Raw genomic sequence first — 17,411 nt, 5'->3', positions numbered from 1 at the left:
GCTAAATCCTCCTAATCAATGAGTGTGACATTATTAAACTCATATAGGGGATCTGTCTCATCCATTGGATTTTTCGAACGGCAATTGGATAGTTCAATATTATGAGCATTTTCCACATAAAACGCTGGGCCAGTGTGGTTCTCAACTGTAACATGGTTAAAACGGATATTTGAAACATTTGAACAAAAGAATCCTCTCTGCTTCATCGGCTCAAGGTCATCCATCATTGCCGGCAATCCTGGCTCTGCTTCCTCAGCCATTGCAACTGTAACATAATCAAATGTAATGTCTTCTACAAATCTTTCTGCAAGACCATATAAAAATCCAGCTGCCGCACTCACTTCACGGGCTGTTATATGTGAAAAATGAATTCTCCTAAATTGCGGTGTTTCTTCAGTTACCGGATAGGGATTTTTATCGTAGACATACTTATCTTTTCCTCTTGGTCCACAATAGTAATAAAGATTAGCAATAAACGGACAAATCACTCCATTCATGACAATATTGGAGACACGAATATCTTCTACCACCCCGCCGCGTCCTCTCCTTGATTTCAACCTGATTCCCCTGTCAGTCCCTTCGAATATACAGTTCATTACAGTCACGTTCCGAATATCCCCGCTCATTTCGCTACCTATCACAACTCCACCGTGACCATGAATCATCGTGCAATTTGTAATAGTAATATTCTCACATGGCACTCGGGTTAACGTATCTTCCGTTCCCGACTTAATAGCTATACAATCATCGCCTACATCTATATGGCAATCAGAAATGCGTACATTCCGACAAGACTCTGGATTGATTCCATCTGTATTAGGAGAATCTGCCGGATTAAGAATGGATATATTATGGACTGTCACATCCTCACAGCAAATGGGATTAACTGTCCAACTCGGAGAATTAATCATTTTGATCCCATCAATCAAAACATGTTTACATGAATCAAAACTTACCAGCTTTGGTCTTGGATACTTATTTTCATTCTTTCGGAAGATTTTCCACCAAAACTCGCCATTCCCATCTAAAACTCCATGTCCTGTAACAGAAATATTCTCTGCATCTTCTGCATATAGACATGATGCATACACTTCCCTCTTTACTCCTTCCCACCTGGATGTTACAACTGGATATTCATTTAAGTCATTAGAAAAAGTTACGTAGGCCCCAGCCTCGAGATATAAATGAACGTTACTTTTTAATATCACTGCACCTGTCAGAAAACGTCCTGAAGGTATATAGACCGTTCCCCCTCCATCTGTCGAGCAAGCTAATATAGCCTCATTAATTGCTTTTGTATTTAAGGTTTCCCCATCATCAACAGCTCCAAAATCGTTAATATTATAGAAACTATGGGTGACATGATTCATTTATAAATCCCCCCTTTCCATTTCAGCTGCAGCAAGAACAAAAGCTCCGACTCCTTTTAAATCATTCGTTATAATTGGTTCGCTAATATAATATTCAAATGTGCCATCTCGTTTATCCGGCCCCCCGAGACCTGCAACCTGACAATTTTTGTTTAGATTCACAAGTCCTTCAGCGGTTACGGTTATAAATTCATCAAGAATTCCTTGATATGCCTTAGATGCAATCGCCTTCCAGTCATCGTTCAGTACACCAAGCCTTATGCCCTTTGCAATCGCATATACAATCATGCAGGACGCTGATGCTTCAAGATAATTACCTTTCCTGTCACCTTGGTCAAGAACCTGATACCATACATTAGATTGTGGATCCTGAACATTTCTCAATGCCAGAAGCGCCCCTTGAAGAATGGAGATTAATTCACCCCTGTCTTTTTGATTTTCAGGAAGTATTTCCAATACATCTACTATGGCCATCACAAACCATCCCATTGAACGTCCCCAAAAATTCTTTGAAAGCCCTGTTTCCGGATCACACCACGGCTGGACCTTTTTTTCATCATATGCATGGTAGAATAGCCCGGTTTTGGGATCCTTCGTATGCTCGGCACATATGATAAACTGTTTGGTTATATCATCATACTCACGTTCTTCCTCGTATAATATCGCATATTCTGCATAAAATGGAGATCCCATATATAATCCATCAAGCCAAATTTGATAAGGATAAACTTTTTTATGCCAGAAGGCGCCCTGTGATGTGCGTGGATGTGTGCGCAATTGGCTGCGCAGTAAATCAATAGCTTTTTTATATTTTTCCTCACCAGTTTCCTTATAAAGAGTTATCAATACCTTGCCATTATTAATATGGTCGATATTATAATGGCTGAGCCGATATTCGCGGATATCCCCTTCCTCGTTCACAAAAGCATCCATGTTTTTCTTAATATATTTGAAATATGATCTATTTCCTGTCTGCTTCCAAACCAGTTCTGTTCCTTTTAGGACCACTCCATAATCATAAGACCATTTATCATTATTAACACCCGAAGACAATAATGGCCTTCTCACCATACATGAATCTACCATTCTTTGTGCCCAACTTTTCGTGGCTGTTTTCTCCATCAACTTCCCCTCCGATATGAAAAGTAATCAAAATCCGCATGCTTCTTTGTTCCTTGCATATCCTGTACACATATTCCAACAAAGTTACCTGTAAAACCATTTCCTTCATCTGAAAGATGGGAAATGCTGATAGGTTCTTTAACTGCAGTCCAATCCTTCACATTCGTCTTGTAAAAAAATCTGGCCATCGTACCTTCTATCGTTGCTTTCAATACGCATACTTGGCTGCCTTCTATCGAATAGACCTGGTTGCATACACTAAAATCACCTTTTACACACTGCATGATCTGAAGGCATTTTCCTACCACTTCATCTCTGGATATATAAAAATAAACGTAATTATCCGTATTGAAATAGAGCACAAGCCCTGCCATTTGTAAAAATGTATCTGGTTCAAACTCAATTGATGTTTCCACTTCACATTTTAGATCCTCTTGTCTTCTTGCAATCAGATGCTGCTCGTGCAAGGAGTGAAGGGACTCACCGCCTCTAATCCGCAAATGGCTTTTCCTTTCGGATAAGCTGCACCATTCTTCTTTTGGTGCCATTCTAAGCGTATTCCAACATTTATGCAGTTGCAGATTGTCAAAATCATCAAAATCTTGATTATCTGACGGAAATGGATGCGGCGTTAATGCTGGAGCCTGTACTTCTACTTCCGGTTCATTTCCACCGCACGCCAGACGAAGCCATCCATCATCACTCCAGCACACACGCTGCAGGGCTGTTTCGCGGCCAAGAATGGAATAGTTTCCATCAATAGGTCGGCTGCATAAATGAGCGATATACCATTCCTCGTTTTGTGTGCAAACAAGACTTGCATGACCAGCCTTTTGAAGCATTAATTCGTGATTGTTGGCCGAGGTTAACATGGGATTTTGAGGATCCACTTCATAAGGGCCGATTATATCCTTTGATCTTACAATAGTAACGGCATGTGTACGTCCTGTTCCTCCCTCGGCTGTCACAAGATAATAGAAATCATTATGCCTGTAAAGATGGGGAGCTTCCGTCTTGCGTAAAACAGTACCGTCAAACACTTTAAATATGGGGCCGACTAATTTGTTCTTTTCAGCGGAAAATTCTTGCATAACAATTCCAACAGACTTATTTCTTCCTTCGATCCGATAATCCCAATGTACATTTAACAGCCATTTCTTTCCGTCTTCATCATGAAACAATGAAGGATCAAAATTTCCACTATTTAAATAAATAGGTTCTGACCACGGTCCCATAATATCGGACGCAGTTATCAGGTAATTATGAGCATCCTTGAATGGAAATTTACTTCTTCTCACATCCGTATAGACTAAATAATAAATACCTTCATGATAGCTTAATGCCGGCGCCCAAATACTGCATGAATCAGGATTCCCAGAGAAATTCACCTCGGTCAGAATATTCCCTAGGTGCCTCCAATTGCATAAATCCTTTGAATGATAAACCGGTACACCTGGAAACCATTCAAAGGTAGATGTGACAATATAATAATCTTGATCTACCCGTATGATACATGGATCTGGATTAAACCCAGTAAGAATTGGGTTATGAATAACTGGTTGTATTGGCAAGAATGATTCACCCCTCAGTCGTAATAATGGATAAACAGTCCTTCTCGGTATAATAAAGAAGGACTGTTAGTTTTTTTAGGAATTTGTTTCCTTATAGGATGCTTCAAATTCTTCTTTCATGGCATCTCCGCCAGATTTTTTCCACTTTTCAACTTGCTCATCAAATCCTTTATCGTCAATGTCTCCCATAATATATTGAATAGTAGCATCGATGATCAGCTTTTCAAGTTCGGTTCCTCTTTCATTTGCTGTCTGTGATTCCAGTGGAAGCGTTGGATCTAATACAGCAAAGCTCGCATTCTCTTTGATTTGTTCGTTTACTTTTTGTTTTCCAGGATTTCCATCTATGAGTGTATGAGTAATTTCACTTGGACGTGAGCTTGAGAAAGGCTGGACATCTTTTTGCCATAAATCATTATCTATAATTTTAAACTCTTCATTTTCACCAAATTCGTAATGCGTTCCTTCAATTCCGCCTGTCATTAACATAAACGCCTCTTTACCTATTAAATCATCAATGAATTGTAATAGGCGTTTCAGATGATTCTCTGATTTAACTTCAGATTTAGGGAATGCCATTAGCCCGCCAACACCACTGTTCTCAGACCAAATATGATATTCTCCATCCGGGCTCTTTATTTTGTTTACAGGGACAATTTCCATTTCATCTTGTATACCCTCTGCCATGGTTTGTAACTGAGTTATGCTGACCAATCCAGTAAAGATACCGGCCTTACCTTGTGCAAATTTTTCGATTTGATTATTTTTCGGTGTTACAGCGAAATCTCTGTCCATATACCCATTTTTATATAAGTCTCTGGAATATTTCATCGTGTCTCTATATGCTTGCGTTTCAAATTCCGCGGAGAATTTTCCTGACTCATCTACAGCCCAAGTATTTGGAGCACCAAAATATGAACTAAGCGTTTTAAAACTACCGTATTTCAGTTCATTACGGTCACTAAAACCAAACGTATCATCCTTCCCATTTCCGTCCGGATCATCCTCTGTAAACGCTTTAGCTACTTCGTATAATTCGTCTAAATTTGTTGGTACATCTAATCCGAGCTTATCTAACCAGTCTTTACGGAGCAATAAGCCGGATCGAGCTAAATCCTTTTGAAATGGCACACCATATAATTTCCCATCAATGGAAGCTGCCTTTCGCATATCTTTTGAAATCATTTTTAAATTTTCATAGTCATCGAGATACTTCTCAACATCCCAGAACATTCCGGATTTTAAGGATTGTCTGACAGATGAATTTGTAAGCATGGTTAAAGACACAATTTCCGAGAGCTCTCCAGATGCTAGGGCTGCGGTTATTCTTTCTTCTTTGGAGGCATCTGGCACCCAGTTAAACGTAATATCGGAATTGGTTAACTTCTCAATTTTTTCATGTATAACATCCGTCGGCGGTGATGCGGTATGTAGAATCGCTGTCCAAGTAACGTCTACTTTTGAATCAGCAGCAAAACTCTCACCGCTTGTATCTTGATCATTTGAACATGCAGACAACGCTAACTGGGAAGCAGCCAATAAAGCCAATAATTTTCCGCTTGCTTTTTTCATTTCCATTCCTCCTATATAAAAAATTAGATTATATTGTTAAAAGCAGATTTGTTATTCCGCCTCCTCTCTCGCTAGGAAACCTTTTCTTCTTTTTGTACATAAGTTGTTTGAAGTTCTATCTTCTTAAAGACCTGATGCGTCATCCACATAATGAGATATGCGCCAATACTAATACCTATAAAAGTTAAAATACCTGGTATCATGAAGAGAAAAAAGTAGACAACACCTAGCATGATAATCAAAATCAGTGAGTATTGCAGATACGAAATACCAATAATCAAGGAATATTTCAGCTTATCTCGAACCTTCTCCAATTCATAATGAACCAGCATCGGAAAAATAAATAGTAGTGAAATCAGATAGAGAAATCCTATTACAATCAAAAGCCCTCTTAAAGCTTGTGATTCTATATACAATAAATCTATATACAGAATAATTCCAGCCGCCATATAGCCAATCGCGATAAGATTAGCTTCTTTAAATTCTGTTCGATAGACTTTAAGGAATGTTTTAAAAATCGGAATATCCTTATCTCCACGGATCCATTTACGTAAAACGGTAAACATCGCGCAAGTGGATGGTCCTATTCCTGCAACTACAGCACCTGCTAATGTAAAGAGGCACCATAAGAGTTGCAGATAAACCAACATGAGGACAAAATTACACGCATTGTTTAAACCCTCACCAAACCTATCCATTTCTTTCCCCTCCACATAATGATAGCGCTATCATTTTCAATACAACCCATCCTCTCCAAACTTCTTGGCGAGTTTGTTGGCACCTATGACTAGAACAAGTCCGACCAACCCTTTAAATAAACCAACAGCAGTACTATAGCTTAATTGTCCATTTTTCAATCCAGCCGTATACACATACGTGTCAAAGATTTCTACCATTTCACGGTTCAATGAGTTTAATAGAAGATAAACGTGTTCAAATCCTAAATCAAGTGTTTGTCCAATTTTCAAGATTAAAAGAATGATGATTACAGGACGAATGGCGGGAAGAGTAACATGCCATATCTGCCTTAATCTATTCGCTCCATCCATCTTAGCCGCTTCATAAAGCTGAGGGTCAACCGCTGTTACTGCTGCAAGATAAATGATTGTCGACCAACCCATTTCCTTCCATATAATCTGAAGTATATAAATTGCTCTAGTCCAGGCACCATCCGTTAAGAAATCAACCTTCTGACCTCCAAGCTGGGCAAGCATTTCATTAACAATGCCCCCATCGGTTGTTAAAAATACATAAGAAATAGAAACAATAATGACCCATGACATAAAATGCGGAATATAAATGACTGTTTGTATTGCATTCTTGAACATTTTTATTCTTACTTCATTTAACATGAGCGCGAGAATGATAGGGATCGGGAAAAAAATAAACAGGTTTAATGCAAAAAGTATTAATGTATTTGATAATAATGTAAAAAATGTTGGTTCTGTAAATAAGCGAATAAAATGTTTAAATCCCACCCATGGACTTTCGCTGATTCCCAGGAAAGGCTGATAATCCTGAAAAGCGATGATTAATCCTCCCATAGGAAAGTACTTGAAGATAATAAAATACAACAGACCAGGTAACAACATTAAATAAAGAAATTTATATTTAATGAGGTTCGTTATGAACCTTTTGCTCAAATTCTTCACCCCAGTTCTTTTATGGAGTGTTGCTGTTCCCTGCGGATCATCTTTGACGACAACCGCTGTATCCTTCATCAAAAACATCCCTCCTTTTTCTTACTTCAATGTTCCTGATTTTAAAATTAAAGAAAATTTCAAGTAACGTCTATAATCATCCTGTTAGATTGCTGAATTAACAGCTTTTTGTAAGCGTTTTCTAAAACTAATCTGATGTAATGATTACTTTCTTTTAGAATTGAGCATACCAATTTTTCTCTTAGTTAATTGCATGGATATCAGTTGAAAAAATGATTATAGACGTTCCAAAAGACAGCTTGATATAGTGAGGATAAGCAATATTTAAGGAGGGGTTTACTTGCAAGAGAAGAGTATCGGAAATCGAATTTTTAATTTTTTCAATTACTCATTATTACTTATTATTGGCCTGGCATGCTTCATTCCATTTCTAAATGTAATTGCCAGCTCCTTTGCTACTACCCAAGAGGTAGTTGAAAAGGATTTTATCTTGTTTCCCACAACCTTCACTTTAAGTGCCTATGAGTATATTTTTTCAACACCAACCATTTTTAAAAGCTTTGCCGTTTCGATTGGGGTGACTGGAGTAGGGACGCTCGTTAGTATGGTTCTGACATCCTTAATGGCATACTCCCTTTCCCGAAAATATTTGGTTGGCAGACGGTTCTTAAACTTTGTGGTCGTTTTTACGATGTTATTCAGTGGAGGCATGATCCCGACTTACCTGGTAGTCAAAAATTTAGGGTTAATTGATACCTACTGGGCACTCATTTTGCCTATCGCAATCAGTGCCTTCAATCTCATTATCATGAGGAATTTTTTCCAAGCGATTCCCGAAAGCCTGGAGGAATCAGCAAAAGTGGATGGGTGCAATGATTTTATGATTTTCATTAAAATTATCCTACCTCTCTCATTACCTTCAATCGCAACAATTTCTTTGTTCTATGCGGTTGCCTATTGGAATGAATATACCAACGCAATTCTTTATATTAATGATTCATCTAAATGGCCCATTCAAGTCTTACTTCGCCAAATCGTCATTGTATCAAGCGGCATGCAGGCAGATAACTCAGTTGTCGAGGTTGTTCCTCCTGCCCAAACGATTAAAATGGCGGTTATCTCTGTCGCCACTCTACCAATGTTGATTCTATATCCTTTCTTGCAAAAATATTTTATTAAAGGTGCTTTTGTCGGCTCAGTGAAAGCGTAACCCATAAAAGAACAGTCTGGTTTGTAATCAGACTGTTCTTTTTTACGCCTACATTGACATTTCATCCTTCCGATGCAGTTCTCGATATTTTCCTGGTGTAGTCCCTTCTAACTTCCTAAATGAACGAATAAAATTCTGCGAGTTATTATATCTAAGCCTCTCTGATATTTCCTTAACAGATATATTTGTCTCAATGAGCCAATTTTTAGCCATCTCAAAACGGTAAAAAGCTAAGTATTCACTAAATGATTGCTTGAATTCCTTCTTAAATATACTACTTAAATAATTCTTATTATAATGGAGACGAGACGCAATTACTTCAAGTGAAAGATCTTGATCAAATTCCGTTTGAATAATATGTATAATCTTACTGGAGATCGTCTTATATTGTGAATCAGTTCTTTCTGATACAGTATCTATCATAGGATACACGATTCTATCAGTGACAAATCTCTCAATTTCCTCGGATGTTTTCATATCAGATATCGCTTGATAAATGGTTTGATGCTCTTCCATTGTCAATTGTTCCATCCCCATAATTTGCATGAGATTCAATAAATCATTCAAAAACCTCATCAAATTGACTTCAAGTCCAAGAGGATTTGGGTTGTTTTTAAATAAATCTGCAAGCAGCTGATACAATGTATCCTTTGCTTTTTCACTGTCACCTAATTTAATAGTATCGAATAATTGATTTTCTAGTGTTTTAGGGAAATAAGTATTAATCTGATTGTTTGATAGGATGGAAGATACACTTTCATAAAAAATAATAGATTCCTTTCCCACTTTTAACCGATATTTTAATGCATCTATTCCTTCTTTAAGCGCCTTCTTGCTGTCGCTTAACTTCTTGTAAGGACTGCTAATCCCTATACTAATCGTTAAATTAAATATGCCTTTCACCTTTTTTTGTATACTTTCAGCATATTGATTCAGGATGGTAATATCATTATCATTCTTTTCTCCACTGCCTAAAAAGATTGTACCCTGAGTATTGTCATCAATGACGGCTGGCGCTAATCTTTCGTTTTCATCAATCATTTCAGATACAATTTGATTAATTGAGAATAAAAGCAAGTCCTTATCCTTTCTTGTATAATCTGAATTATTCACACCATCAAACTGAATTGCAAGGACATAGAGGCAGCGCCAGTCCTGCGGAAATTTAAAACTGCGTAATTCCTCATTAATCTCCTCTTCATCCAATCGGCCATGAAATAAATGAAGCATAAATAAAGTCTTCAATTGCTCATGCTGAGTAGTCACCATGCTTTCCAAAGATTCATTTTTTTTCATAACATCTTTCAGAGAATTTCCGATTAGCTCAAATTCATCGCGAACTCCTTCTTTATGTATATTTGGAATAAAATTCTGAAGTTCTCTAATCGGCTTTGAAAAATAGTCTGAACTTATATAAGCAATCACGATTGTCACCAATAGCATAAAGATACTCATCGCACTTATTCCAATAATTGTAGGTTTCATCGCTTGGGCAACTTCTGATTGATTTATTTTAGTAATGTACACCCAACCATTATAGCTAGACTTGGAATAGACCACCTTGTATTCATCCTTATCTCCTTTTACCTTCATAAGCCCTGTCGGCTTATCACTGGTTCTTATTACATTTGAAATGTCCAGATCAATAGGATCCTCATTTGAGGCAGGAGCATTACTGTGATAAAGTAGAGAACCTTCCTGATTTAAGATGTAGATTGGATCACTATGTGACGGTTTGTATATCAGATCCCCAAACGATTTTAAGGGAATCGTAACAACCAATACACCTGTTTTATCTGATTGGGAAAATGGTACCTGCTTAACAAGCTTAATGTTGGCTTCTTTTTTTTCCTTCAACCAGGTAGATACATGGGGAAGAGAAAGATATTTTTCTATAATCATTTCTCTCTTCTCGTTCGATAACCTTTCTAACCCGTGTTCTCCTACTGCCCAATTACCTTTTAAGCTAATCAATTCAGCTATAGTTTGGCTTGGGCCAAAGGAGGATATGTAATTTAATTGCTGATCAATTTCTTTGTATGTACTAAAATCCTTTGCAGTTAAAGAATCGCTGACAATAGAATTAAAGGATGAATCATAAATATAAGCGTTAAATATATAGTCTACTACTTGAAGTTTTTGCTCAAGAGTATTCATTGTCTGAACGACATTTTCTTGTTTTTCAACTATAATTTTCTCTTCCAGAGAATCCCTCGTAAAAAGGAATGCAAAACAGTTAAAGATAATCATTACAAGGCTTCCAACCAATACGAATGGGAAAAATATTCGGTAAAAGTACTTGGGTTTATGCTTCATCCTAAACACCCCTCGTTGCCAAAATTATTCAAACGCTTACATAAACAACCATATAGTATTCTGTAAAAAAGTGTCAATACGAAATATTTATAATAATTTTATGAAAGATATTCATTGGCCATCTTCCGCTATAATATTGATTGTATTTTTCCAATTAAATTCCAACATTGCTAATTGATTAATATATTAATTGATGAAAAATACGAATATTAATGAAATATTTCATATAACGACAGCATTATAGAAAAATACAAGCAAGTTACATAAATCATTATTATGGTCGATTGAGTGGTATTAAGCTCGTGCTAATCATTGAAGAAGAACCTGTTTCTGAATGGCTGATTTCTTCTGGAATCTTCGCAATCATGCTTTTTAATAATAGGATTTCTCTATCCAAACACTTGGCACCACATACTTGATATAAAGGAGGTTTTAAGGCACACAAAAAGGCCTACCTTCATTTAAATGGCGGCCCCTACTCTTTAGACACATCTATTGCATTCACTTTTGATATAAATCCAAGCTCTTTCCAAGCATTTTCTGTTGTCCATGGCTTATCAGGATTATCTGAGACGCCATAATAAGTCCCATACTTAACTGTAGATTCTATTGCCAAGTCAAATAATTGTACAGCATCTGTATGCGATAACAATGTATGACGCAAACGTTCATTTTCTTTTACCGCTTCTTTTTCATAGGGGACTACAGTACCAATCCTCAGGTTAATGACCGAATGGGGATATCCAATCTCTTTAGAAAATATGTGCCCAATACTTTCAGAAGCAAACTTCAATACACCATAAAGACCTCGTGAATTAGGATAATCGCTAATATTAATCTCTCTTCCAAATGTAGACCTCCCTTCCCTTTCATACCTATCTGTTGTATGATTGCTGCTCGCATAGACAATTTTAGGAATTTCCAATTCAACAGCGGCACGTAAAATATAGAAAGAAGCGATGAAATGAATTTCTGTCATTTTATGAAATTCTTCAATAACTTCCAAATCATGTTCTGTCTTGATTGTTAGCAAATTGACCAAAGCATCAGAATCACCTGGTATGCATTCTAATAATTGGTCAAAATTAGTGGCATCCACTTCGATAAATTCAGCTTGAAAGGATGGTTTTTGTTTATCCAGAATAATTACCTCATATTTTTCATTAAGACCTTCATTTAGCACTTTACCAATGGTTCCTGATCCGCCAATTATAACTACCTTTTTTTTCATATCTTCCTCCCTAGATTAAATATACCAAATCGCTATTATATATCTCATTTTACCCCTCCCTTTTTTTTACAAACTCAACATATTTATAAAAATACCTAAGAATTGTGATATCCGATACCTCACAGAAGCCAAGTAAATGGCTCATAAAAGGGTGCTAAATAGGTATACTAACTTGAATAATCACAAAATAAATAGTTCTATTTTACCATTTGTTTGAAAATTATGTCGATTCCCTCCAAAACTAATTATAATCAGATATGAGGCCTATATCTTGGCCATATCAAACAAAAGGGGAGCGGTATATGAAGTTTCGATTGAAGTTTTATCGTATGTTGGCCATTATAACAATGGTTGTTGCGCTTGCTGGAACATTGGTTGCGCCGGCTGTGGATGCAAAGACAGCTGATCGCCAGAATGAAGCACGTTTTATTCAGGAACTGGGCGTTTCGTCCCAAAGTATGAAGAAACAGAGATCCATATCTCGAATTGATGCAGCTGCTCTGATGGCGCGCGCATTAAAACTCGATAACCAGAAAGCTCCAAAGACAAACTTTACAGATGTGCCAAAATCGTCCCAAAAAGCAGTAAACTCATTAGTCTATGCCGGTATTCTTGATGGGAAAAGCAAGAATAAGTTTGGCAGCTATGAGCCTTTAACTCGTGGGGAGCTTGCTGTTTGGATTGCGAAGGCTTTCGAGTTGAAAGGAAGCACAGTAACAGACTTCTCTGATGTACCTGCTAAACACGCGGAAAGAATCGGTTCTATCCTTCTATACGGTATCGCTGAGTCTATTTCCGATACTGAATTTGGTTATAACCAAAAGGTTAGCTTATCTGAGCTTATTTCCATGCTGCAACTAGCCCTAAAAGCCCCAGATTATCAATTGCGTGTTCTTCATGTGAACGATACACACGCAAATATTGAAAATACACCACGACAAATAACCGCGATTGATGAACATCGCAATGGAAATACGAATAATCTTCTTCTCCATGCTGGTGATGTATTCTCTGGCACCCTTTATTTTAACGAATTTAAGGGACTAGCCGATCTTGAATTGATGAATCTAGCCGGATTCGATGCATTTACTTTCGGTAACCACGAGTTTGACCTTGGCACTGAGACTTTGCTGCCATTCGTTCAAAGCGCTGAGTTCCCATTTGTGAGTGCAAATGTTGACTTCAGCGATGATGCCCTCATGAAAAGATTTCAGAAAAACACATATACTGCTAAGCCACATGATGGAAAAATTTACGACGGTATCATTAAAAATGTAAACGGGGAGAAAGTTGGTATTTTCGGCTTAACGACCGCTGAGACTACCAGTATCTCTAGTCCTGGTGATGTTAGATTCGAGGAATATATCAATTCAGCTAAGGCCTCCGTTAAAGCATTTAAGAAACAAGGTGTCGATAAAATCATCGCCCTTACCCATATTGGCTACAATGATGGCGGAGGAGACAATGACCTCGAGCTTGCTAATCAAGTCGAAGGCATTGACATTATTGTTGGCGGCCACTCTCATTCACAACTGAATGAGCCAGTCGTTGTAGATAAATACAAAGAAATGACTGTTATCGTACAAGCAAACGAGTATTCCAAATATCTTGGTGAGCTTGATGTGAGCTTTGATAAAAAAGGACAAGTTATCGCCTATGATGGCGAACTGATTAGCATTGATGCTAAGAATGCGGAAGGATCTTATATCTTTGCCGAAGACCCGGCAGCAGCTCAAATTCTAGCGAAGTATAAGCCTGTTGTTGACGCAAAGAAAAAGCAAGTTGTCGGAACAACAGCCGTCGATCTGATTGGCGGCAATCCTGCTGCAAGAACAGGCGAAACTAATCTTGGCAACTTGATTGCTGATGGAATGCTCGATAAGGCAAAAGCCATCAATCCAAATACTGTCATCGCCCTACAAAATGGTGGCGGTGTCCGGACAACCTTAAAGGCAGGGCCAATCACATTAGCTGACGTTATGACAGTCCTCCCCTTCAGCAATGCACTCGCAATCATGGAAATTAGCGGAGCGGCATTGAAAACAGCTCTTGAACATAGCGTTAGTGCTGCTCCAAGCGCTAGCGGTGGATACCTGCAGGTCGCAGGCATGCGCTTTACCTATGATAGCTCTAAACCAGTAGGCACACGCGTGCAATCAGTCGAAATAAACCAGAATGGTGAATATACATCACTCGTGGATACACAGACCTACTTCGCTGCTACGAACATCTTCACTGCCAAAGGCGGGGATGGTTATTCTGTCTTTGCTGATATTTATGCAGATGGCCGCGTAAGCGAACCCGGCTTCGTTGATTGGGAGATTTTCTCCGATTACATCCAGTCCTTCCCTGAACAAACTGTTTCACCTAATGTTGAAGGCAGGATTATTGATGTAGCTAATTAAGATAAAGAAAATAAGAGGCATCAGTTTAAGACTGATGCCTTTTCCAATGACTGTTACAGTAATTTCGTTAACCTTAATCGGCTAACAAAACGGATAAAATAAGTTTTTGACAGGACATGCCTTTTTACTTATTCCATAAATACCCATTTTAACTTTATAATGAGATAGGATGTTCAATATATTAAATAAATCGAGATAGGATGCGGTGATTATGGATTATATTAATTATACTGAGATTATCTTGAGGTACGCTCTCCTGGCGTTTTCCTTTTTTTGCGTTTATGCAGTAACCAGGCAAGGGAGTAAAAGCGAGCGTTATGCAGCACTATTAATCTACCTAGCTACCTTTGGCTTGTATACGTTCTTAATTATTGCTGAAGTGATTACCCCCTCTGAAGATGCGAACATTGGATTAGGCTTTTCTATATTGCTAATGGGATTTGTGAGCATCGCAGGAATCATCTTAGCAGGCATCATCTACCTGGTGAGGAGAATTAAATCCCGTTAATCGATTTACATCACTATTATTTTTTCAGATTACTAGTTTATCTATTTAAGGTGCACTCAGCAGAAGATAGTAAATAACTAAAAGTATTGATGAAAAAATAAAAAGAACTATTAACTTGGATGATGCAAAAATAAAACCTGTAAAGAAGCGTGAAAAAAGAAGCTCCCACCCTTACTTGAAAGATACCCCCGGATAGTGGCACTTTTTTATCAGTGTCCGCTATCCAGAGTATCGTTCATGTTCTGAATGGAAGCTTCTTTTCTATTTTTTGTTTACCTTTTTAATTAATCAATTTCAGAGGAATCCCAATCCAAGAATGTCTTTTGAACAATGGATTGAACATTTTTACCTCCGCCATTATTTTGTACATCTTCTATTAACAGTGCCATGACAGCCTTCGGATTTTTTTGATCATAGGCTACGAATAACCCATTTTCAATACCTTCTTCTCCTTGTGTGCTTTTCAGCTCAGCTGTACCTGTCTTACCTGCTAATTCCAGTTTAGGTGTGTTTGCAGCCTTTCCTGTGCCGCTTGTAACAACCTTCCTCAAGTCAGTTTTCAATGTTTTAGCCTGTTCAGCAGTAATAAAAGAATCATGCCAAACGGCAGTTTCAGTATCAAGGTAAAGACGAGGCTTCATCAATTTTCCATCATTGACAATTGTACCGTAAATACTGGATAAATGAACCGCACTCATTAATACTTCTCCTTGACCATAGCCAGTATCAGCTAATAATTTACTGCTCTCCAATTTGCCGCTATTTGAATATTGTGATGCGCGGACTGGATATTCGAGCGGGAATTTTTCTTCGCCAATCCCTAATTCCTTAAATCCATTAATCAAATCAGTCTCACCAATCGAAAGAGCTGTCTGTGCGAAATAAATATTATCTGAGATTTGTAAGGCAGTTTGAAGATTAACAGGTTTTCCTGGATCGCTTACTCTTGTAATAGAGGCATTTCCCCATTCTTTCCCTTTAGACCATTTTAAGCCTTTAATATTCAGCTGTTTTTCTGGGTCAAGCTTACCCGTTTTTAAACCAATTGCTGCAATAATCGGCTTGATCGTTGAACCAGGTGAATAAGCGGCCGCAAATCGATTTAACAATGGCAGTTTTTTATCATTTTCCAGCTGACTATACTTCTCTGAGCTAATTCCCAGTACAAAGTCGTTTGGATTAAACGACGGAGAACTTACAAGCGCCAATACATCTCCTGTATTTGGATGTACCGCAGCAAATGTCCCCGCAGCTCCCTTCATATTTTGAAATGCTTGTTTTTGTAATTCACCATCCAATACTAACCTAAAGCTTTCCCCATCCTCTGCTTCTGTTTCAGCAATGACTATAGGGTCATCTTCGCGGTTAATATAAATCGTATTGCCATCTTTCGGGCGCAGTTTATCCTCTAATAATTGCTCAAGCCCTCTTTTGCCAATTATACTGTCATTTGAATAGCCCTTATCTTTATTTTTCTCTAGCTCTTCAGCAGTAATAGTACCTACATATCCTGTCAAATGGGCTGCACTTTCACCATATGGATATTCCCGAATCTCTTTTTCTTGGAAACTGACACCATTAATAACTTTTAATTTTTCAATCAGCTCTGTTTGGTTATTTTGGATTGTTTTAATTGGCACAAAATAACCTGGCTGAACCCAGCTTTGATTAAGCTGTTTATCAATATAGTCATTGCTAAGATTCAATAATTTTGTTAACTCAGCTTTTTTGGATTCATCAAACTTCTCTGGTGTTATACCTACAGTTTGAGCAATTCCATTTATCGCAAGTCCATTTCCATTACGATCAAGGATTTCGCCCCTTTTACCAGTTGTCGTTTTAATCCCAATCTTATCGTCTGGCTGAAGTTCAGGGAAAATATAAGTTGTATCCCAGTCTACATACCAATTCTCTTCCTTATCCTTCGTTTCAAGCTTCATGGTTACTTCTTTTTCAAATTCAATCGGTCCTGCAAGGGAATTCATTTTTACTTGAATGGGAAGTGTTATACTTTTTTGATCCCTCTTCAGCTCTTTCTCATCCTTGAATTCGCTTTTAACTGATAAATCGGAAATCTCCAGGTCCTTATAGACCTTTTGATATCGATCGACATATTGTTCTTTTTTAAACTTGTCTTTGGCTGAGTCTGCTACATAGTTCGAATACATCTTATCAAATTTCTGATCGTTCCACAGGTTTATGTATTCCTTCAATCGCTCTTCTGGACTGACAGTTTCATTACAACCAGCCAAGATAAGAACCATTAATAACATTCCTATACTTCCCCATATGGTTTTTTTAACCTTCAACGTGAGAGCCCCCTTTCACATACAAGACTATTATACTAAACTAATCAATGATTTTCACAATGTTTCATCTTCAAAATAAAGCTTATAAACAATTTTACTAAAGCGAATAGACAAAAAAACCTTTTAAGTTTAACTA

13 protein-coding genes are annotated in these 17,411 nt (G+C 37.7%); 3 read left to right on the top strand and 10 right to left on the bottom strand.

The window, feature by feature from the left end:
* Positions 1-11: 11 nt before the first annotated feature.
* The 6 genes from F7984_RS08195 to F7984_RS08170 all read right to left on the bottom strand — a co-directional run bounded on the left by F7984_RS08195 (position 12) and on the right by F7984_RS08170 (position 7,356).
* Positions 12-1,370, bottom strand: coding sequence for a glycoside hydrolase family 28 protein (locus F7984_RS08195; RefSeq protein WP_066099730.1), 1,359 nt, complete (start codon positions 1,368-1,370; stop codon positions 12-14).
* Positions 1,371-2,492 carry a glycoside hydrolase family 88/105 protein gene (locus F7984_RS08190; protein ID WP_140461356.1) on the bottom strand — a complete coding sequence of 374 codons (1,122 nt, stop codon included), beginning with the start codon at positions 2,490-2,492 and terminating at the stop codon, positions 1,371-1,373.
* Positions 2,492-4,057 (bottom strand): glycoside hydrolase family 43 protein, encoded by a 1,566-nt coding sequence (locus tag F7984_RS08185; protein WP_066102191.1) that lies wholly within the window; start codon positions 4,055-4,057, stop codon positions 2,492-2,494. The genes F7984_RS08190 and F7984_RS08185 overlap by 1 nt, the downstream gene beginning before the upstream one ends.
* 81 nt (positions 4,058-4,138) lie before the next feature.
* Entirely contained in the window at positions 4,139-5,635 is a 1,497-nt protein-coding gene (locus F7984_RS08180) for an extracellular solute-binding protein (RefSeq protein ID WP_066099736.1), read from the bottom strand.
* A gap of 71 nt (positions 5,636-5,706) precedes the next feature.
* On the bottom strand, positions 5,707-6,333 hold the full coding sequence (locus F7984_RS08175; protein WP_066099741.1) for a YesL family protein: 627 nt from the start codon (positions 6,331-6,333) through the stop codon (positions 5,707-5,709).
* A 36-nt stretch (positions 6,334-6,369) separates the two neighbouring features.
* Complete coding sequence (locus F7984_RS08170) at positions 6,370-7,356, bottom strand: ABC transporter permease (protein ID WP_077247914.1); 987 nt, start codon at positions 7,354-7,356, stop codon at positions 6,370-6,372.
* A 280-nt stretch (positions 7,357-7,636) separates the two neighbouring features.
* On the opposite strand from F7984_RS08170, the gene F7984_RS08165 reads away from it, so the two are divergent.
* Entirely contained in the window at positions 7,637-8,506 is an 870-nt protein-coding gene (locus F7984_RS08165; RefSeq protein WP_066099743.1) for a carbohydrate ABC transporter permease, read from the top strand.
* A gap of 48 nt (positions 8,507-8,554) precedes the next feature.
* Here the strand turns inward: F7984_RS08165 and F7984_RS08160 are convergent, their stop codons facing one another.
* The 3 genes from F7984_RS08160 to F7984_RS08155 form a co-directional block, all read right to left on the bottom strand.
* Complete coding sequence (locus F7984_RS08160; protein WP_140461355.1) at positions 8,555-10,822, bottom strand: AraC family transcriptional regulator; 2,268 nt, start codon at positions 10,820-10,822, stop codon at positions 8,555-8,557.
* 274 nt (positions 10,823-11,096) lie between these two features.
* Entirely contained in the window at positions 11,097-11,219 is a 123-nt protein-coding gene (locus F7984_RS19520; protein ID WP_258188141.1) for a hypothetical protein, read from the bottom strand.
* A gap of 78 nt (positions 11,220-11,297) precedes the next feature.
* A complete protein-coding gene (locus F7984_RS08155; protein WP_140461354.1) occupies positions 11,298-12,053 on the bottom strand; it encodes an NAD-dependent epimerase/dehydratase family protein in 756 nt (251 codons plus the stop codon).
* Positions 12,054-12,355: 302 nt separating this feature from the next.
* Between F7984_RS08155 and F7984_RS08150 the strand changes: the two genes are divergently transcribed.
* The gene (locus F7984_RS08150) at positions 12,356-14,458 is read left to right on the top strand and encodes a 5'-nucleotidase C-terminal domain-containing protein (RefSeq protein WP_181161992.1); all 2,103 of its coding nucleotides are present in this window, start codon (positions 12,356-12,358) and stop codon (positions 14,456-14,458) included.
* A gap of 211 nt (positions 14,459-14,669) precedes the next feature.
* Positions 14,670-14,966: a hypothetical protein gene (locus tag F7984_RS08145; RefSeq protein WP_140461352.1), complete on the top strand. Its 297-nt coding sequence runs from the start codon at positions 14,670-14,672 to the stop codon at positions 14,964-14,966.
* Between the two features lie 284 nt (positions 14,967-15,250).
* On the opposite strand, the gene F7984_RS08140 is transcribed toward F7984_RS08145, so the two are convergent.
* On the bottom strand, positions 15,251-17,275 hold the full coding sequence (locus tag F7984_RS08140; protein ID WP_225983686.1) for a penicillin-binding transpeptidase domain-containing protein: 2,025 nt from the start codon (positions 17,273-17,275) through the stop codon (positions 15,251-15,253).
* Between the last annotated feature and the right edge of the window lie 136 nt (positions 17,276-17,411).

The organism is Pradoshia sp. D12, from assembly GCF_008935075.1.
Taxonomy (GTDB): Bacteria; Bacillota; Bacilli; order Bacillales; family Pradoshiaceae; genus Pradoshia.
This window is presented reverse-complemented; position numbering and strand designations above follow the sequence as displayed.